Source organism: Yersinia pekkanenii (assembly GCF_001152565.1).
Taxonomy (GTDB): Bacteria; Pseudomonadota; Gammaproteobacteria; order Enterobacterales; family Enterobacteriaceae; genus Yersinia; species Yersinia pekkanenii.
On the sequence record NZ_CQAZ01000058.1, the window covers coordinates 1 to 19,289 of the forward strand.

Sequence of the window (19,289 nt, forward strand, 5' to 3'; positions counted from 1 at the left end):
CCCGGGTCACGCGGGTGAGTAACGTTTGCAGACTCAGCGAGCTGTCGGACGACATTCTGTTTTGCGCATCACCTTTGCCCATCAGCGCCAGCAGCGGGCCAAAGGTCTCGTCCAGTGGCCCAACGGGCCCACCGGCACTCTGGTCAATCGCCGGTGCTTCATCTTTATTCATCAGCGCCTTGGCAGACTTCACCAGCGAATCTGACAACGCCTGACTCTGTTGCCCGGTCTGCCCTTGCCATGCCAGCGTGTTCATCAGCGCAATCAGCGGCGACTGGCGCACATCACTCATCAGCGTCAGTTGGTCAATCACATCCGACAGGTTATGCGCCTCATTCCAGTGCACGCTGTTGAGAAAACTCAACCAACTGCCGGCAAAATCGGTGAAATAACGTTCGGTCAGCCGTTTTTTCAACGCTTCCGGTGAAATGTCTTCAGATATCGCCCGACGGTTATCACTCAATACCCAGTCAATTTCTTCGCGACGGGAGGCCACTGTTTTATCTATCGCCTGCTGGATTTGCTCATCCCAGGCTTTGCGGGTGAACATGCCGGGCACGGACTCCGAGGTCTGAAACAGACGCTGGGCATCGGTATCGCCGGTCATGTCCATCAGCGTCATGTCGGCATAGTTGCGGCGTACCGACAGCAACATGTTTTCATACAGCGTACTTTCTGCATTGCGCTGACCAATCTGCCCCAACAACACCTGCCGCACCTGGCTGATCAGCACGGTATCCGGTTTGATTTTCCAGTCCGGTTGAGCAGGCAGGTTTTGTGCATAAAACTGCCACAAGTCGGGCGCCAGACTCTGCCACAGACCGGGGGAGACACCGGCACGCGCAGGCTCAGTGGTCTGCATCACCTGTGCATAAAACGCGGCATCGGCTTTTTCCGGGCGGGCCATCATCAGATAAGCCTTTAACTGGTCATAGCCTGTTTTTGCCTGTGCCGCACGTTGCGGGCTGTTGGCGGGCAGTTCCGCCAGTTCGCTGAGTTTCTGATGCAGGCTCTGCGCGGTGGCATCCCTGAGAATACGGTTGTTGGCCTGACCATACCACGGCATCAGGACCTCAAGCAGCGGCGCATTATGGTCCAGACCAAAGCGCTGATACCACGGCGCGCCCTGATCCACCCGGGATTGTAAGCGCCCGATATCATTGCGCAGGGCCTGTAGGGCCATCAGTTGCTGGTCGGAGACCGCTTGCGACTGCGCCAGTTGCTGTGCCTGTTGTGCGGCAGAGACCATCTGGTGGCGGTTGACCGCAAATGACACCACACTGCCCACGCCCCACAGCACCATCAGTGCCAGCAGGCTGTAACACAGTGTCTGCTCCCACGGCAGCCCGACACGGCGTCCACGGGCAGAACGACAATCATCCAGTACGGCCTGCCAGCGGTGAGGGGCAATCCAGCTCTTCTCATGCACACGCGCTGCCGATGCTGATGTATCGGGTAAACTGAACATCAACCCACGCAGGGGAATACGCGCGGCATACTCGGTAAACCACGGCGTTAAAATCTGCCGCCAGCGGGTGGCATCGCCCTGCTCCAGCGACTGCGCCAGGCGCAACAAAAAATCGTGGTGTGGTTCGACAGAGAGCTGCTGCATCCCCTGCTCACGTAACTGAGGCAACAGCGCGCGCAGTTGAAGCTCAACCTGCTCTGGCGTGGCCTTCGCTGGGAACACCACCCCAACCGGTTGCTCCACCCGCGTATCCTGAGGCCAGCCGCTGCCGCAAACCTGCCACAGATACACCGGCGGTTGATAACGCAAGGTGGCACCCATTTTTTCCAGTGTTCGCAGGCCGTTGTCCATCCACTGTGGATGACTACTTTGCGCGGCGGTTATCGCCCAGACAATGCCATCAAACGGGCGGCCACGGCGCAGTTTACGCCACTCACTCAGCCCGGTTTCATCAGCTGGATTTTGTAAACTGCCGCCGTGAATAAGCACCGTGCGCTGCCCTTCCAGCCAGCCCTGCTCCGCCAGTTGCGGTGCCAATGCGGCGATTTCGTCAGGCTCCCCCACCACCATCAGCAGCCGGACTTTATAGCGCCAGAACAGACCGTAACGGCGGCGTAAACGGGTTTTCAGCTTAATAGATTCAGAGTAGGGTGTTTTCTGTCGAGTGGCTTTAAGGGGGCGTTTGGGGCCCTGAACTTTATCTTTAATGAGCTGACGGGCGGCAATAAAACCTAATGTCAGTACGCTCAGCGAGATAATCCAGATAAAGAGACATATCATCACCAGATTACGCACCACGTTCCAGTCGGTGGATTTTTGCTCCCCCCAGAACCACCACGCCAGCCCTCCCAGAAAGATGACCAGCGTCAGCGTAGTGATAAAGATAACAACGGTAAGGGCCACTGATATTTCAGCAGGCTTATTTTCCTGATCCATAGGGTTTAACAATTCCAAGCGCGAGTGTGTGATTAGGATCGCGAGCCAGCCAGCCACAAGGCATTGCATGGTGTTCCGCGAAGAAGGCGGCAAGCGTTTGAGCCACCATCGATTCAATCTCAGCAAGCTCCCCCCAGTTGAGATCCTGAACATGCTGAGTCACATTCCACCCCGTTTCGTTCAGGTCAGGAATAGGGGGTTGTGAAAATAAAAAGCTGGTATCGGGGGGCTGAGTTAATTCACTTTGATCTAATGCTCGCTGGGCAACAGCGACGAGACTCTCGTCAGGGGAAGGGTTAAAAACCTCTCCACGCGAGAATTGCACTTTACCTGTCTGGCCCAGTAGCCACAAAACAGCGGCTTCCCCAGCCGGTAATCGGCTTTCATGTGAAGCCGGGAGTGAGCAGCATCCCGCACAGAGAAAGAAAGACTCAGGTGCCGAATGCGCAAGCTCATCAATGATTTCTGTCATGCTTTCCTCACCTCGCCACACGACAGGATGCGCGGGTAACACGACGTCGGGAAAGGACAAGGCCATTTGCGTGGAAAAAACTAACCAGGACGCCGCTGAACCTGACCAGTAACAACGCAGCGGCGTTATTGCCAGTGGCCCCTGATGCTGCTCGCGCCATTGTAATACCAGGGTTTTCGCCAGATGCTTTTCTCTTTCCGTGATATCGACGGCAAACGAATGCAGTAAGCGCAGTGCCTTGCCACCAGACTCAATACGGACGTCCGGTTGACGGTGATCGCGATTAATCAGCCGTTGCCACTGGGTTAACGTTGTTCCGGCCGGCCCGATTAAGACCGCCTCGGTCAACGCGATATGCTGGCAGTGCCGCGCCCACCATTGCTGCTGAACCTGTTTCACTTCATGGTGATATAACTGCGCATTATGCGTCGCCATGCGATAAAACAGGACGCGTAGCCCCCAGACCAACGCACTTAGCACGGTAATAAAGCCAATCACCATTACCACCTGGCCGTACCCTGCTTCCGGGTGACGTAGCAGTGCAGCGATACCGCCGGTCAGCAATAACACGGTTGCCCCGGCAGCCAGCCAGCGTTTACCTGTCGGTGGTCGGGCATGACGGTAAGCGGGAAAGGTTGGCTGGGGTCTCATTGCTCTATCCCGACATCGGGGAAAGAACTCACCAGCGTGCAGCCACAGGCGCAGCGGTGCCCGTGTAACGCGACAGGCTGCCCGTCAACCTCTGAGATGGCACTGCCTTCCACAATGCGGGTCATGCCGTGGCGGTGACACAGGGCTGCATCTCCTTTGCAGGCGATACCTTTACCAAAGCACTGGTAATGCCCCCCCAACACTTTGCCACCGTATTCCCGCAGGCTATCGCCCTGTCGTATGATATTTTTCATGGTTTAACTCCTGACTACGACGTCAGTAATGACTCCGCCTGTGCCCAGCGCGAGGCAATCATTGTTTTTGCCTGTTCGAGCTGTTGTTCACCGAGGAGCTCTTTCTGCAGACTGGCCACGGCACCAGGTGCCTGCGTGAATGCCGTCAACAGATCGGCTTCCGGCAACATGGGGAGTGGCTCTCCGGTAATTAAATCCAGCGCTTTGGCTTCCAGTGCCATCACACCCGCGGTACCTGCCAGTCCTGACAATTTTCCCGCCAGTTTTTTCTGTTTAAAGCTAAAGACAACTCCGCCTACCAGCGTGGCCACACCCACCACATTGCCCGCGATGGTCAGCAGTGACAGTTCTTTATTGCAGTTGTCGCCGAAGTAGACCATTCGGTCGCGGAAATAGCCGCCCCAGGGCTCGCGGCTACCAAAGGTGGCGTGCAGGAACCACGCACGGGAGTCATGAACTTGATCGTCATATAAGTCACGAAGTAAACCACTGGGTTGCTCGGCATTGCTCGCTTCCCCCTGCGGCGGGAACAGCACCTTGACATGCGCGTCGCCATCGGCTTTCATCCGTTTGAATTCTGCCCGCTCATCATCGGTATTGATCAGGAAAATGGCCGTTTGCGGGATTTTATCCAGCACCAACTGCCAGGCACTGGTCAAGCTGCGTGATTCACCGCGATAGTCATGACCAAATTCCTGAGCGGCCTGATAGAGCTGGGTTTTGGCGATATCTGGGTCAAAATCCTTCACCCCCGGTGGTAGGAGTGGGGCTGGGTCACCGGGGCGATGTTCAGCCAGTAATTTTTTCCTTTCTTTTTCCACATCCGCCTGTTTGGCATCGCGCGCATCTTTGGAAGCTTTGAGTTGCAAAGCGGTACCATCTTTATCATTTATTTGCTGATAAAACGGGGTGTTAAGCAGAGTAGCCCCAGCATAACGGTTAATACGCCAGGCGGTGATCCACCCCATCTGGTTATTCACCGCTTTTTCAAGCGTGACGCTGGCACGCACCGGTTCAAACTGTGCAGCCTGTTCAGCGGTTAACTCTTGTGGGGCTGGCGGCAAATTCAGTGTGACTTCACGCCAGGCGTTGAAACAGTTGATGAGATCCTTTGAAATGAAAAACTCTCTACCCACATCAAATGACATTTTACGCCATTCATCATGTGCCAACGCTGGAGATAAACTATCCTCGGGTACTTTAAGTGGCGCTCCGATAGCAAATGCAGCAGCATACATTTCATGTAATGCAATCTGCGATAACAAAAAACCATCATGTTTTGCATTTGCCTTGCCCTGATCGCCGGGAGGATAACCACCACCTAAATCGGAATGCATCCCCGGATAGACCACTTCCACGCTGTTCGACGGATATTTACCATTGGTGTGACGAATAGAATCCAATGGGAAGCATAGCCGCTGCTCATTCGACGAAATCAGATGTACACAGCGCTTGATAAATCCGCCATAGGTAGCCTCATCGGGCAATTCCTGGGTACCGTCGGCCCAGGCCATATGCCCTTCGGCGACCGGTGCCACATGGGCAATACCCACCGAGGCCACCGTATCCAGCAGCCCGAGGAACTCGACACTCAATGGGATTTTTAAATCATTTATCGCCAAACATTGTTCCGGCTGCAGGCCTTCGGCTTCTGGTTTTGGCAGCAGCTCACTTAGCCAGCGGACAAACGCACGTGCCTCAGCCGCACCACGGGAAAAACCGTACACATAGAGTTTGATGCCCAGCAGTTTCGGCTTGCCCGGCTCAGCCGGTGTCAGCGCAGTGCGCAGCTTCGATTCGAGCTGTTTGAGCTGCTTACTGAACTCTTCATAGCGGTTATGTGACCCGCCGAATCCAAGGGATGCCCAGGAGGTATTCATTCCTTTTATCGCCGACAGGCAGGCGCTGTCATCCAGTTTGTCCATGCCCATGGTCCGCATCAGGGCATCAATCAGCCGCAACAACCCCCAGTTGATCCGGTCTTCACCGTAGCGTGCCCCCGCCAGCCCGGTCATGCTGTATTCGAGGTCATTAATCTCGGGGAATGGGGTACCGACGCCGGGGATATAGTATTTGAAATATTTTTTGCTGATGCTGTCGCTGCTATCCAGCGGTTCTTTTTCTGCACCCCCGGCATAGCCCGTGCCGATGGTGGCACGGAACAGCCGGGCAATATTGGTCGGGTGTTTCGGGTCTGACAAATACTGATCGTTGTTAAGGTTATTGCCGGTACCGTCGAAGAACAGGCTGATATGTAAGGTGTTACAGCATGGCGGTTCGACTCGCCGGTCTGCGGCCAGGCACAGCTCCTGCCGATAGGCCCGTTCTTGGCTATCCTGCTGATGGCAGTTTTTTCCCACCAGTGCCGCCTGGGTCGGTAACCGCCCTTGAGCCGGAAATTGCGCCGGATACCAGGCAATATCCTTTTCTGTGCTTATTTCGGACATACTTTAGGCTCCGGCATCTTCAACGGTTCTTTAATCGGATAGTTAGGGCTGTTGTAGGTGGCACAGGAGGTGGTAACTTTTACCTCATCACAAGGCATAAAGTGCACCGTGATACCGCAGGTTTTTTGCCCGGTATAGTCGGGCACAGGTACCACTTTGCTATGCTGGCGGTTATTGGCACTCATTTTTTTTTCCCATGCCAAATACTTAGCATCATCACCGAACCCTGGAAATCCCTTCATACTGCTTTCACCACTTTCCCAGTCAACTCTGACCATCATTCCCGGTCGCCACTGCCCCGGTACACCATAGCAGCACCCACCACCACCGCCCTGATAAGGGCCAATAACATCAATGCCGGACTGACCATCAACACTGAAGTTGTTGATGGCCCAATGGGTGTGGTTGATGGCTTCGATGGTACCGCCCCCGCCGCCCTGTGCTTCAGCTCCGGGCTGGGTACATGCTGAGAGCAGAAAAAGCCCTGACAGCAGGCTGAATTTGTCGAGTTTCATGTCACTGTTCCTTCCGTTGAGGTAAGACTGATGAATAACACGTGGCTTAGGATTTACCGCTCACCAAGAAATCAGGAAATCATAAGCACCTTTTTATCAATGAGTTAAGCGTTCAGAAGTCAACCGAGACACTTATTTCGGACAGTCTTTAGGCTCCGACATCTTCAGTGGTTCTTTAATTGGGTAATTAGGGCTGTTGTAGGTGGCACAGGAAGTAGTGACTTTTACCTCATCACAGGGCATAAAGTGCACCGTGATACCGCAGGTTTTTTGCCCGGTGTAATCAGGTACGGGTACAATCTTGCTATGCTGACGATTCAATGCTTTGATTTTCCTTGACCATTCTTGTTTTTGTTCGAAATATTTCTGCCAGAGATCAGAATTTTGCGGAGCAGAGACGGGGCGTTTTGGTTGTGGAATCTCAGGGACATCACTCGCAAACGCGACACCACTTTCCCAGTCAACTCTGACCGTCATCCCCGGTCGCCATGGCCCCGGTACACCATAGCAGCAACCGCCGCCACCGCCCTGATAAGGGCCGATAATGTCGATGCCCGACTGGCCATCGACGCTGAAGTTATTAATAGCCCAATGAGTGTGATTGATGGCTTCGATGGTACCGCCCTGTGCTTCAGCTCCGGGCTGGGTACATGCTGAGAGCAGAAAAAAAACCGCCAACAAGCTGAATTTGTTGAGTTTCATATTACTGTTCCCAAGAGGCGTTGCTTGACGAAATCGTCCCTTTCGTCATCCATCAATAACCCTGCCTCCGTGGCCGCCATCATTCCCTCGTAACAAACAGAGAACACTGTTTCCTGCCCCATTATTAAGGTATCTGGAACAGTGAGGTGTCTGAGTAATAGATTCACGTCACAGACACACATTAAATTTTCCAGTTGCCTGTCGTCGAGGATCAGCATAGATATCTCCTCCTCACGTTTGAGCAATGCGCCATTCCCTGCGATTTGACGGGGTTGGTTATCTCTGTCCAGCCAGCTCCAAAAAATAGCCGGGCGCAGAAGATGAGCTTGCTGGTTGGCATCGAGAATATGCGAAAATAGCAAAGGAAAAATCCGGGAGTCATAGAACCGAAAAATCCCCTCCTGGCTGCCACAGACCACGTTAGTACAGCGAGTTAAGTAATCAGCGAGGCTGGCGAAGGGCCAGACTGAACAGAGCATTAATAATTGCCCTGTCCCGGCTAACTGCATGGCCAATTCAATCATCCATTGTCGCTGTAGCGTATTGTCGAGATCGATACGGATCAACAACGGCGCATCCTCCAAAAGTATTTCTTCAGGAAGGTCTTTAAACAGAGAGTCCCATTGAATGGCAGTTTCAAAGTTTGTGAGTGTCGGGAGCAACGAAAAGTCACTTCCCGCCTGATCGATAATCATATCGATGTGTTTTATTTTTAAATCGCTACAGGATGACTCAATTAATTCAACCCACTTAATAACCTGCTCGTTATTCATTGTTATGCGCTCCTTGGCACAAAGCCTTGCGCCAGTGCCTGTGCCTTTTTAAGGCACTCTTTACACACCGAATTGGGTAATTCTGGCAATGGGAAATCCTGGCTCGCCGGGGACTCCATTTTATGCATCCCTTTGAGGCTTAATAGTCCTGGCCCGTGGATTTCAATTTCACCCTGTGGTGTTAAACGGATATATGCCCCACCGCACCCCAGTGTAATGCCGTTCTTGGCGGTCAATTGCAGATGCCCTTGAGTTGACTGGACAGTGACATCTTTTAATGCTGTCAGGGAAAGTACATCGCCGTGTGACTCAACTTCTAATGGCCCTTTGCCTGAGACCAGCCGCATCCCTTCCTGTTGTGAAAGCAGAGAAACCGCTTGGGAGGCATTTGCCGAAAATCGCTGAGAGCTGGTCAGGTTTATTTCCCCCTGACTTTGCAGATACATTGCTTTGCCACTTTGCAGCAACAGACTTTCTGGCGTAACCGCGCCAATACCTTGTGGCGCACTCATCAACAGGACAGGGCCTTTAAGCTGGGTTGAGTCAGTCAAAAGCTGCTTCAAACTGCTGTTCTCTGGCGGGAAATTATGATGCGTCTGAGTAATGCTTCCCCATTCCGTCATCTGGTTTAGTGCACCTTTCATCAGACTGATAGGTTGCGCCATCTCCAGCACCTGCCCCTGAGCTTTGGCCTGACCGTCGGCACTGATAAAGAGGCCCTTTTCTGCACGCAATGCACCAAAACTGTCGGTACGCAGCTCAAAACCTTCACCCCGAGGCTGTTTCTCGTTATCGACCAAATGCCCCAGATTCAGTTGGCTTTTGCCGCCGTATTCGGTGCTGAGCTTGATGTGCTCTTTACCCCGTTCATCTTCAAGGCGCAGTTTGTTATTCGACGGAGTGCGCAGTACGTTGCGTTTGTAATTACTGATGGTGACATGGTCGCCGTGCGCCGAGTCGTGCAACACAGAGGCAATATACGGCCGGTCCGGGTTGCCATCCTCAAACGCAATCGCCACTTCGGTGCCCGCCATCAGCGGCAGGTGCAGGCCGTAGGTGTCACCCGCATACGGGCGGGCCTGACGAACCCACAAGCTTTCGTAACCCGGCTCCCAACTGTCACGGTCGAACATCAGATTGACACGGTAACGCCCGTCTTTGTCGATGTGTCCGTAGGTGTCATTCGCGGTGGTGCTGGTCACCCGCGCCGGCAAGGTTCCGGCCATGGTCGGCTTGCGGATAAGTGCTGGACGGAAGCAATAATCTTCGGAGTAAGGGATGGCCTCAAAATGCACTTCATAGCTGCGGTCACGGCGGGCATAGCTGGTGATGCGGGTGATTATCACCCCTTTACCAAACTGTGCCGGCACATCGCTTCCGGTGACTTTCAGTTCCTGACCCGGCCCCAGTGTCGCCGCATTGGCCACCCCCGAAAAACGCGCCTGATTGTTCAGGTAACGTTCATGGCGCAGGCGGGCATAAAACGCCCCACTTTCACTTTCCGGCTCACGCCCCTCGCTGCCTGCGGTCAGGTAGTTATCGGCGTAATGATAAGCTTCGCCGTAGGTGGTGGTATCACCCCGAGTGATGTCTGCCCCGGCCGTCATATCGGCAGTGGCGGTGCGATAGTTGTAATCGCCGGTACTGACTGATTTTTCAACCACCTGATGAGCACTGGACAAGTCCCAGACCGACTCCACGCCGCTGTCGTGCATCCCCGAAGGTGGCACTGCCTGTAGTGTCAGTCCTGTCGGGTAAAAGCGCTGGTCGTCATAAAACTCCACCACATCAATATTGAGTTTGGGGTCAGCGGTAAAACGAAACCAGAGCCCCACTTCCGCCAGCAGGCGGCTGATAAAGGTCAGGTCATCTTCGCCGTATTGCATCACCTGCTCGCGGCGCGGATATTCACGGGCCAGCGTGAAGACAAAATCCTGACCGCGCATGTCATGGCGCTCACGCAGAATTTTTTCCACAATCTGCGGCACCGACATGTCCTGATAAATCCCGTTCTGATGGCTGCGCGACAACAAAGCCAAACGCGGTTGCAGACTCAGTTCGTAACGGCATTCATCTTTTGAAGCAGACAGGCGTTTAAATCCGGTCACCACGCCGTGGATCACCCGCTGGGTCTGCTGAACCGTCACGCCAAAGGCTTCGGCAACCGGGGCCGCCAATGTCAGTGACGCGTCCTGCATCAGCATCGTGGCCGGGTCAATCGCCTTGTCTGCGCTGGTGAATTGAATGTCGTAACAGAACGGCTGGCTTAAACTTTCGTGACCTTCAAAGCCCAGTACATCAACAGAGGCCGTGCTGTCGCGGACCACCAGTTTGTGGTGGCTATGGTCAAACCGAATAGCAGGGAGAGAGGTATTCATTTTTCGCCTCCTTCAAATTCAAGGGTAATGCCGTCGGCTTCATCCCAGCCCAAGGTCAGCGAGGTGGTGCGCTGTTGCTCACTCATGCGGCTTAACAGTTGTTGGCTCAGCACCGGTAAAATCTGCTGATTGAGCAGGCTATCGATGTTGCGCGCGCCAGTGTCCGGCAGCAGGCAGGCGGCGACTAGCGTGTCGTACAGGCTTTCTTCAATCGAGCAGTGCAAGCCGTAATGTTTGTTCAGGCGTTTAGCGACCTGTGCCAGTTTCATCTCGACGATGGTACGCAACGCGGTGGCATCCAGTGGGCGGTAGATCAGGGTCTGGAAGCGGGCCAGCAAGGCGGGCTGGAAGTGGTCACGTAGGATCGGGCGCAGCAGTTCATGCAGATCGCTATGGGTCGCTTCCGGTTGTTCATCCAGTAACTGCATCAGATGATCACTGCCCAGATTGGCGGTCATCAGGATCACGGTGTTACGAAAATCAATTTCGCGCCCTTCACCGTCGCGCATAAAGCCACGGTCAAATACCTGATAGAACAGGTTAATGACATCAGCGTGCGCTTTCTCAACTTCGTCAAGCAGCACCACGCTGTACGGGCGCTTGCGCACCGCCTCGGTCAGAATGCCGCCCTGACCGTAACCGACATAGCCCGGTGGCGAACCTTTCAACTGAGAAACGGTGTGCGCCTCCTGATATTCAGACATGTTGATGGTGATCAGCGATTTCTCGCCACCGAACAGTGTGTCGGCCAGTGCCAGCGCAGTCTCGGTTTTGCCCACCCCACTGGGGCCAACCAGCAGGAACACCCCCAGAGGGCCATTTTCGGACGTCAGGCCGGTTTTGGCGGCGCGCAGGCGTTGTGCCATCTCAACCAGCGCCGCATCCTGACCGACCACGCGGGTCGCGAGGTGGTTTTCCAGTTGCAATAAATCGGTCTGTTCGTCTTTCAGCAGGCTGCTCAACGGCACGCCGGTCCAGTCAGCGATAACCGTTGCCACCGTGCGCACATCGACATCCAGCGACAGCAGCGGCGCATTACCCTGAATCTGACTTAACTCTTCCTGCAACCTGGCCAGATGTGCCGCGTTGGCGATATCCTGACGCGCGTCGATAATCAGGGCGGTGAGGCGTTGCTCTGCTGCATATTGCTGTTCAAGCGTTTGCTGCCCAACCAGCAGTTCTGCGCGGCGTTGGTCAATCTCAGATAAGCGGGTTGAACCGATACTCGGCAGCAGGAGCAAATCCTGTTCGATGGCCTGTTGCTCCATCGCCAATGCAGCCAGTTCGGCGTTAATTTCCATCAGCGCGACCGGTAGCGTGTCGATGCTCATGCGCACGCGGGCACCGGCAGTATCGAGCAGGTCCACCGCTTTATCCGGCAGTTGGCGACCGGTCAGGAAGCGCCGCGACAGGGTAACCGCAGCGGTAATAGCAGAATCCAGAATATGCACGCCGTGGTGCTGGGCGTAGCGGCCCTTTAAGCCGCGCAGCATCAGGCTGGCTTTGGCGTCGTCCGGCTCGTCAACTTTCACCATCTGGAAGCGGCGTTCTAATGCGGCATCACGCTCAAAATACTGTTTGTACTCCGACCAGGTGGTGGCAGCGATGGTGCGCAACTCGCCACGCGCCAGTGCCGGTTTCAGCAGGTTGGCGGCATCTGCGCCACCGGCCTGATTACCGGCACCGATGATGGTGTGGGCTTCGTCGATAAACAGTAGCACTGGCGTCGGTGATTGTTGCACTGCTTCAATAACATTTTTCAGCCGCTGTTCGAACTCGCCTTTGACCCCAGCCCCGGCTTGCAACAGGCCCAAGTCCAGGGTGCGCAGGCTGACGGTTTTCAGGCTATCCGGCACGTTACCTTCGGCAATGCGCAGCGCCAGCCCTTCAACCAAGGCGGTTTTACCCACCCCCGGTTCACCGACCAGAATCGGGTTATTCTTACGGCGGCGCGACAGGATGTCGATCATCTGGCGGATTTCGCTGTCGCGGCCAAAAATCGGGTCAATCTGNTTTGCTGCCCAACCAGCAGTTCTGCGCGGCGTTGGTCAATCTCAGATAAGCGGGTTGAACCGATACTCGGCAGCAGGAGCAAATCCTGTTCGATGGCCTGTTGCTCCATCGCCAATGCAGCCAGTTCGGCGTTAATTTCCATCAGCGCGACCGGTAGCGTGTCGATGCTCATGCGCACCCGGGCACCGGCGGTATCGAGCAGATCAACCGCTTTATCCGGCAGTTGGCGACCGGTCAGGAAGCGCCGCGACAGGGTAACCGCAGCGGTAATAGCAGAATCCAGAATATGCACGCCGTGGTGCTGGGCGTAGCGGCCCTTTAAGCCGCGCAGCATCAGGCTGGCTTTGGCGTCGTCCGGCTCGTCAACTTTCACCATCTGGAAGCGGCGTTCTAATGCGGCATCACGCTCAAAATACTGTTTGTACTCCGACCAGGTGGTGGCAGCGATGGTGCGCAACTCGCCACGCGCCAGTGCCGGTTTCAGCAGGTTGGCGGCATCTGCGCCACCGGCCTGATTACCGGCACCGATGATGGTGTGGGCTTCGTCGATAAACAGTAGCACTGGCGTCGGTGATTGTTGCACTGCTTCAATAACATTTTTCAGCCGCTGTTCGAACTCGCCTTTGACCCCAGCCCCGGCTTGCAACAGGCCCAAGTCCAGGGTGCGCAGGCTGACGGTTTTCAGGCTATCCGGCACGTTACCTTCGGCAATGCGCAGCGCCAGCCCTTCAACCAAGGCGGTTTTACCCACCCCCGGTTCACCGACCAGAATCGGGTTATTCTTACGGCGGCGCGACAGGATGTCGATCATCTGGCGGATTTCGCTGTCGCGGCCAAAAATCGGGTCAATCTGGTTGGCACGGGCTTTGGCGGTAACGTCGAGGGTGAATTTATCCAGCGCCGCTTGCAGCGCGTCATTCAGTTGCGGCTGACCACTGGCGGAGGTGGTAATCGCGGCCTCATCGGTCAGATTGACCGGGCTGTCGGCCAGTGCCGCCGCCTGCTGCACCTCAGGGCGTTCGTCGGATTGACTGTCCAGCAACGGCAACAGGCGGTGTAGCTGGGTGGTGCTCAGGCTGAGCAACGGCCAGGCAGCATCGGCGGCCAATAATGACGGCGTATTTATCAGCGCCGCCAGCAGATGAGTGGAGCGCACCGCATCGGCATTTTCCTGTAACGACGCATCCAGCCAGGCGTTTTTGATCAGTTGCTGTAACGCAGCGGACAACTGGGGTTTACCCTGCACCGTGCGCGGCAAAGTGTCCAGATGAGCCAGTAATCCCTGCCACAGGCTGTCCATATCCCACTCATAACGCCGGGCAATCACCGTGATATCGCCTTCACCCTGCTCCAGCAGTTTTAACAACCAGTGTTCGACGTTGATCTCGGCATGGGCGCGGGTCTGACATAAGGTGGCGGCACCGGCCAGTGCCTGTGCGCAATAGGGATTTAACCGACGTAATAAGTGTGCTGAATGCGTTGTCATAAGTTCTCTTCTTTGTCTGTCATTTACCCTGTCAGGCACGCTACCGCCCATAGCCGTCAACCAAGGCCCATAAGGTTATCTGATAAAATATCAATGTGTTTAGCGGAATACCGATGAGTCGATACTCAGCTAAAAACACAAAAAAGCAGACGGCGAACCGCCTACTTGCGGGGTTACCCTAAATAATTCGTGTTGCAGGCAGGCGGCAAGTGAACGAAGCCCTGGGAGCAGAGATAACTCTGTGACCTGGGTGAGCGAACATCGCCAACGCACCTGCGGCGCGAAGAATGACGGGTAACTATGCGGTGGCGCGCTCATTCCATGAATCAGAATGAATGATGTTGCCGTCTTTAAAGGTCCAGGTGATTTTTTCGTAGCGCAGTTCCACCAGTTCCAAGTGGTTGTGCTTCTCTTTCGCCGGATCTTTCACGTCGTGCATTTTCGGCGCAACTTTAACCACTTTGACGTTTTCCAGTTTGGTATTGAAATATTCAACTTCCTGGCCAGCGTCATCAATGCGGTACCATTTGAACTCAGCGGTTTTCAGGGTCTGACCGGTGGTCACCGCTTTGTACAGATACGGAGTGGACGCATCGATTGATTTGGTGAAAACGAACGGGGTGTGGATACGGGTACCGGTCAGTTTGCCGGTATTGTTATCGGTTGGGATGTACAGGTTATGGTCCTGTGCCACGATCTCAATGCTGCCTTCACGGCTTTGCACATCAACAGAACCCTTGATGTCCGCACCGCCGTCGTCTTTCAGCCACAGATAAACTGGAATTGCCATGGTTTACTTCTCCATTTCTTGCGTTGATACGTCACTTTCATCCTGTGACGCTGTTTTTACGTCGGGCACCTGACAGGCATCAGCCTGCGGTACCAGACTGATTTCGACACGGCGGTTGGCCGCGCGGCCTTCCGCCGATTCGTTAGTCGCGACCGGGCGAGTGGCCCCGTAGCCTTGCACCGCAAAGCAGGTCGGCGAAACGTCGCTGGTTGACAGCATCCAGTCGCGTAATGCTTCGGCGCGTTTAAGCGACAGAATGTGGTTGGCCTGCGCATCACCGGTGATATCGGTATGCCCGGCCACCACGATCAGCCAGCCGGGTTTGGCCCTGATATTCATCAGTGCATCAACCAGCATTTTGATGCTGCCGGGTTTGAGTTGGAATTTGCCCACATCAAACAGTGACAGGCTGTCGAGACGGACCGTTTGGGGTATTTTTTTCTCTACTGGCGGCGGGGGCGGCACATAGGTTTTCACTGCGGCCAGTAAAGGCAGTCGCAGACGCCCTCCCTGATACAGCCCCAGACCCAGACGCAGCGGCTCACCGTGGCGGAACCCGCTATCCAGTTCCACCACATCAGCCCGTAATACCGCAACGGCCTGCGCTTTAGGGGCGTAATCGGTCATGGCCACGCTGTCGTAATGGCGGATATCAAAGGTCATCCGCTGCAACAGCTGCCGGTTTTGCCAGGCACTGCTGCACAGCGCCACCATGGCCGCCAGCGTCAGCAAGGTGACGCCATGGCGCAGCACCCGACGACGTGACGACACGCCGCTGCCGAGAGGAAGCGCTGAAAAGACAAAATCCGGCAAGGGTAATGCATCATGGGCGGCCGCTGGCTGTGGATGCCAACCGGACACCTGTGTCAGCGCGGTATGCGTGGCTAACCATTGTTGCCAGAGGGAGCCGGGGGCCATCTCTGGCAGACCGGCAACCTGCTGTTGAATAATCTGTTGCGGGGCAAGGGGGTCAACATCCGCATTGGGGGTCTGCAATACCGGCAGCACCTGTGTTTTCAGCCAATCATGATGGCTGCTGAACAGCACCGCCTGTTTCAGTCGTTCGGCCTGTACCGCACTGCTCTCCGCACGCTGCCAGTCGGCCAGAGAGCCCGGCGTCGAGACAGTTGACCACAACGTCAGCGGCGGCGTCTGCTGCTGTGACAGCCACACCACATCACCGGCCGCCGGTGTCGCCACCGTGCTGCTCACCAGCAAGGGAATGTGATGGCGGCTATCGCTACGCAGTTGCATCAGTTGCCAGCGCAGCTCTTGCAGGTCGGCGGCCAGCAAGCGCTCATCGCTGCGCTGCTGCGGGTTTATCACCACCATCACGGCTAACTGAGCGGCCCATTCCGGCCGTTGCCACAGTAGCTGTCGGGTAAACAGTTGCAGGCTGTTTATCTCATCCACTCGCAGCCAGCAGCCCTGTGCGGTTTGCTGCACCCTCTCGCGGCCAAATAATGACGCCAGACCCTCACCACAAACCAGCACCACCGGTAAGCGGTGGTTTTCAGGTGGCAGCAGGTTTTCAGATGGCAGCCCGGAGAACAGCGGTTCCGAGCCGGTCCGGTTCGATTGACGCCGCGCCCGCCCTATCCCCACCAGGCAAATAAGGGTAACCAGCAGCAGCGCAAGCCAACCGGCTAACGGGGAGAACGGCAGAAACGCCAGACACAAGATGCCCGCCAGAAGCCCGGCCCATAGCCATAACCCGTATCGCCACCACAGACTCATCACATCGGCCCCGGTAGCAATGTCGGTAACAGACCGGAGAGCCAGTGATCAAGCCCCCACCACAACAGCGCGACCATTACCGCAGCCAACCCCAGCCGTACCGGCCAGTAGCGCAACCAGACCCCCAGACGGTTACGGGAGGAGGCGGTCGCCAGGATCCCACCGGATGGCGAGAAACTGAACGCCGGTACCCGTGCGGTCAGTTGGCTGACCAGTTGTTCCCGTTCAGGCACCGCCACCGAGTGATATCCGCCGAGGAAACCCAACATTAATACCCGGTGAAAACAGGTCAGCACTGCGCTGTCCGGCGCAGGCTCACGCAACACGGTGCGCATCTGCTCGTAAAGCTGGCTACCGGCATCCAGTGTATTGAAAAAATGCGCCTGCAACGGCGAATGACACCACACGAAGTAGACGTCATCCTGTACACCGCGACCTTTTACGGTTTCATCCAGCAGCGCACATTGTGCGTATCGGATGTACTGGCAACTCTGTTCGCTGTGACCGGCGTCTTTCAGCGCCTGATGGACCCGTTCAATGTCGGCCACACAGCGCTGCCAAAATACCTGCCCTTCGCCTTCGGAGCAGGTCATGCCCTGACGCAGGCTGATCACCTGCAACCAGGTATCCTGTAGTAGGGCATCAATATCCCCTGTGGGGGCGTGTTCGGTTATGTGAGACTTCATGCGCGTAGCACCGCAAACAATTCCAGTTGGATCTCACCCAGCGTACCGGGCACATAGAACACGCAGGCCCCCGCCTCCATCATCTGCGTCGCCGCAGGGTGGCTGAGATCAAGGGAGAAGTACTGATTTTCCAGTCGCAAGGGGATGGCGGCAGGGACATGGCTCAGCGGACGTAGCGGGATCCCGCTCAGCGCAACATTCACCACGTTACCGACATCATCCGGCGCACCGGCTTTACACAACTGCGGGAACTGAGTCTGTAACTGCGCCGCAGGCAGCGTGGAGCGTACCGACAGATAGAAATCGGCCCCTTCGCGCAGACGAGGATCACGCAGGGTAGCGCGCCACTGATTGATACGCGGTTCATGCTCCAGCTCAATGGCCACCACCCGTGATGGGAGGCTGGCTTCCAGCAGAATATTCAGCAAAGCAAATAAGGGTGGGAAGACGCGGGTCAGCTGTTCATGCTGATAAACTGGGATCGCCGTCACTTCATGCTCAAGGGAAAACGTCAGCAGGCTGCCCGCCAGTCTTGCCAGTTCCTGATACAGCCGTTCCGGGTGGATCTGCGGATAACGCTGAAAATTCCCCAGTACCGGCTCAGCGCTGTTAAGGGCATTGAGCAACCAGAACAGCGACACATCCGCGACAGCAAAATCGGCCATGCGTGCATTGCTTTCCCGGCGCATGCCCATCAGACGCTGTAAACGCGCCCGCAGTTGCACCATCAATAACTCAAGCTGTTCGCCACACCAGGCACTGGCCTGTAGGCTCAGCATCGGCGGGATAAAGCGCGGATCCAGTGTCCAGCGGCCGTGTGCATCCCGCAGCAAGCGCGCCACCGGGCAGACCTGATAATCGCCGTTTTCCTGAGTGTCCAGCCGCAGAGTCAGTTGGTGGTACATCACCGCGACCTGCTTCTTGTCATCCCCGAACTGATTTTGGACATCGCGCCAGGTCTGACGATGGCGCACCGGCCGTTCGCCCCGCTCATCGGGTTGCAGGCAGTTACCCCCGTTGGCATACAGTTGTGGCATCGCCAGCATCACTGTGGCTTCGGTGGCCTCCGGCGGCAGATTGGCGGCCAGTGTCAGTGTCGGGGGCAACACATCAGCACACTCGGTGTCTATCAGCACGCCATCCTGAAAACGCACATGCAGACGATCCGCTTTCAAGCGGCCCTGTGCCAATGCATCCGCTTCAAAAGTGGCCTGAAGCACGCCCCAGGGATGCATCACGCCCATTTGTGCGATGCATTCATTGGTCCAGGCCTCCCAGGAGGCCTGTTGTTGAAATTGCTGCGGGGAAATCAAGACTCCGCGAGTCCACAGAGGACGTTCAATCTTCATCGTGTCGCCGTTTATGCCTTAGCCTTCGGCATTTGGGAAACCAATGACAGATTCACGTCCATACCTTCAACCTGGAAGTGCGGCACCGCATACAGCTTGACGCGGAAGAAGCCTGGGTTGTCTTCGATATCTTCTACCGTCACTTTCGCATCACGCAGCGGATGGGACGCCTGCAAGTCATCACCCGGATCAGTCATTTCCGTCACCAGCGTGCGGATCCAGTTATTCAGTTCTAACTCCAACAGACGGCGGTCTTTGGTGGTGCCGATGTTCTCGCGCTGAATAAGCTTCAGGTAATGGGCAATGCGTGACAGCAAGAAGATGTATGGCAAACGGGCATTAATACGGCTGTTGGCAGTGGCATCAGCAGTGTCATACAGCGCAGGCTTCTGGGCAGAGTTGGCCGAGAAGAAGCACGAGTAATCACGGTTTTTGTAGTACGACAGCGGAATAAAGCCCAGATTGGCAAACTCAAATTCGCGCGTTTCCGGGATCATCACTTCTGACGGGATTTTGACCTGATTACCGGTACCCAAATCGTACAAGTGGATCGGCAGATTGGTCACTGCACCACCGGCCTGCGGGCCACGGATCTGCACACACCAGCCATTTTTAATGAAGCTTTTCACCAT

Annotated in this window: 14 protein-coding genes and 1 pseudogene; all 15 read right to left on the bottom strand. The window is 55.7% G+C overall.

The genetic code is table 11. The features are described 5' to 3' along the window. Window positions 1–2,404: ImcF-related family protein (locus tag AEP37_RS20210; RefSeq protein ID WP_331462906.1), on the bottom strand; the 2,404-nt coding region annotated here is incomplete at its 3' end. Beyond that, entirely contained in the window at window positions 2,388–3,527 is a 1,140-nt protein-coding gene (locus AEP37_RS20215) for a hypothetical protein (RefSeq protein WP_049615050.1), read from the bottom strand. The genes AEP37_RS20210 and AEP37_RS20215, both read right to left, overlap by 17 nt. Continuing rightward, complete coding sequence (locus tag AEP37_RS20220; protein ID WP_025377078.1) at window positions 3,524–3,781, bottom strand: PAAR domain-containing protein; 258 nt, start codon at window positions 3,779–3,781, stop codon at window positions 3,524–3,526. Before AEP37_RS20220 ends, AEP37_RS20215 begins: the two co-directional genes overlap by 4 nt. Before the next feature lie 14 nt (window positions 3,782–3,795). Then, window positions 3,796–6,228 (bottom strand): T6SS phospholipase effector Tle1-like catalytic domain-containing protein, encoded by a 2,433-nt coding sequence (locus AEP37_RS20225; protein ID WP_049615051.1) that lies wholly within the window; start codon window positions 6,226–6,228, stop codon window positions 3,796–3,798. Beyond that, a complete protein-coding gene (locus AEP37_RS20230) occupies window positions 6,216–6,743 on the bottom strand; it encodes a DUF3304 domain-containing protein (RefSeq protein ID WP_049615052.1) in 528 nt (175 codons plus the stop codon). Before AEP37_RS20230 ends, AEP37_RS20225 begins: the two co-directional genes overlap by 13 nt. A gap of 132 nt (window positions 6,744–6,875) precedes the next feature. Next, a complete protein-coding gene (locus AEP37_RS20235; protein ID WP_049615053.1) occupies window positions 6,876–7,445 on the bottom strand; it encodes a DUF3304 domain-containing protein in 570 nt (189 codons plus the stop codon). Further along, window positions 7,442–8,218, bottom strand: coding sequence for a DUF4123 domain-containing protein (locus AEP37_RS20240; protein ID WP_049615054.1), 777 nt, complete (start codon window positions 8,216–8,218; stop codon window positions 7,442–7,444). The genes AEP37_RS20235 and AEP37_RS20240 overlap by 4 nt, the downstream gene beginning before the upstream one ends. A gap of 2 nt (window positions 8,219–8,220) precedes the next feature. Beyond that, on the bottom strand, window positions 8,221–10,596 hold the full coding sequence (gene vgrG, locus AEP37_RS20245; protein ID WP_049615055.1) for a type VI secretion system tip protein VgrG: 2,376 nt from the start codon (window positions 10,594–10,596) through the stop codon (window positions 8,221–8,223). Continuing rightward, a pseudogene (gene tssH / locus AEP37_RS20250) lies at window positions 10,593–12,629 on the bottom strand (type VI secretion system ATPase TssH); the annotation flags it as partial. The pseudogene tssH and the gene vgrG, both read right to left, overlap by 4 nt. Continuing rightward, the gene (locus AEP37_RS27765; protein ID WP_331462907.1) at window positions 12,563–14,146 is read right to left on the bottom strand and encodes an AAA family ATPase; all 1,584 of its coding nucleotides are present in this window, start codon (window positions 14,144–14,146) and stop codon (window positions 12,563–12,565) included. The gene AEP37_RS27765 and the pseudogene tssH, both read right to left, overlap by 67 nt. A gap of 247 nt (window positions 14,147–14,393) precedes the next feature. Further along, window positions 14,394–14,885, bottom strand: a complete 492-nt coding sequence (locus AEP37_RS20260; RefSeq protein WP_049615056.1) for an Hcp family type VI secretion system effector — start codon at window positions 14,883–14,885, stop codon at window positions 14,394–14,396. A 3-nt stretch (window positions 14,886–14,888) separates the two neighbouring features. Further along, window positions 14,889–16,622 (bottom strand): OmpA family protein, encoded by a 1,734-nt coding sequence (locus AEP37_RS20265; RefSeq protein ID WP_042592748.1) that lies wholly within the window; start codon window positions 16,620–16,622, stop codon window positions 14,889–14,891. Beyond that, complete coding sequence (gene tssL / locus AEP37_RS20270) at window positions 16,622–17,308, bottom strand: type VI secretion system protein TssL, short form (protein WP_038400989.1); 687 nt, start codon at window positions 17,306–17,308, stop codon at window positions 16,622–16,624. The genes AEP37_RS20265 and tssL overlap by 1 nt, the downstream gene beginning before the upstream one ends. After that, window positions 17,305–18,657: a type VI secretion system baseplate subunit TssK gene (gene tssK, locus AEP37_RS20275; RefSeq protein ID WP_049615057.1), complete on the bottom strand. Its 1,353-nt coding sequence runs from the start codon at window positions 18,655–18,657 to the stop codon at window positions 17,305–17,307. Before tssK ends, tssL begins: the two co-directional genes overlap by 4 nt. 11 nt (window positions 18,658–18,668) lie before the next feature. Next, window positions 18,669–19,289: type VI secretion system contractile sheath large subunit (gene tssC, locus AEP37_RS20280; protein ID WP_049615058.1), on the bottom strand; the 621-nt coding region annotated here is incomplete at its 5' end.

Coding starts and splice junctions, on each gene's coding strand:
- AEP37_RS20220 (WP_025377078.1), bottom strand. CDS start 3,781: ATGAAAAATATCATACGACAGGGCGATAGCCTGCGGGAATACGGTGGC.
- vgrG (WP_049615055.1), bottom strand. CDS start 10,596: ATGAATACCTCTCTCCCTGCTATTCGGTTTGACCATAGCCACCACAAA.
- AEP37_RS20230 (WP_049615052.1), bottom strand. CDS start 6,743: ATGAAACTCGACAAATTCAGCCTGCTGTCAGGGCTTTTTCTGCTCTCA.
- tssK (WP_049615057.1), bottom strand. CDS start 18,657: ATGAAGATTGAACGTCCTCTGTGGACTCGCGGAGTCTTGATTTCCCCG.
- tssL (WP_038400989.1), bottom strand. CDS start 17,308: ATGAAGTCTCACATAACCGAACACGCCCCCACAGGGGATATTGATGCC.
- AEP37_RS20265 (WP_042592748.1), bottom strand. CDS start 16,622: ATGAGTCTGTGGTGGCGATACGGGTTATGGCTATGGGCCGGGCTTCTG.
- AEP37_RS20215 (WP_049615050.1), bottom strand. CDS start 3,527: ATGAGACCCCAGCCAACCTTTCCCGCTTACCGTCATGCCCGACCACCG.
- AEP37_RS20260 (WP_049615056.1), bottom strand. CDS start 14,885: ATGGCAATTCCAGTTTATCTGTGGCTGAAAGACGACGGCGGTGCGGAC.
- AEP37_RS20235 (WP_049615053.1), bottom strand. CDS start 7,445: ATGAAACTCAACAAATTCAGCTTGTTGGCGGTTTTTTTTCTGCTCTCA.
- AEP37_RS20225 (WP_049615051.1), bottom strand. CDS start 6,228: ATGTCCGAAATAAGCACAGAAAAGGATATTGCCTGGTATCCGGCGCAA.
- AEP37_RS20240 (WP_049615054.1), bottom strand. CDS start 8,218: ATGAATAACGAGCAGGTTATTAAGTGGGTTGAATTAATTGAGTCATCC.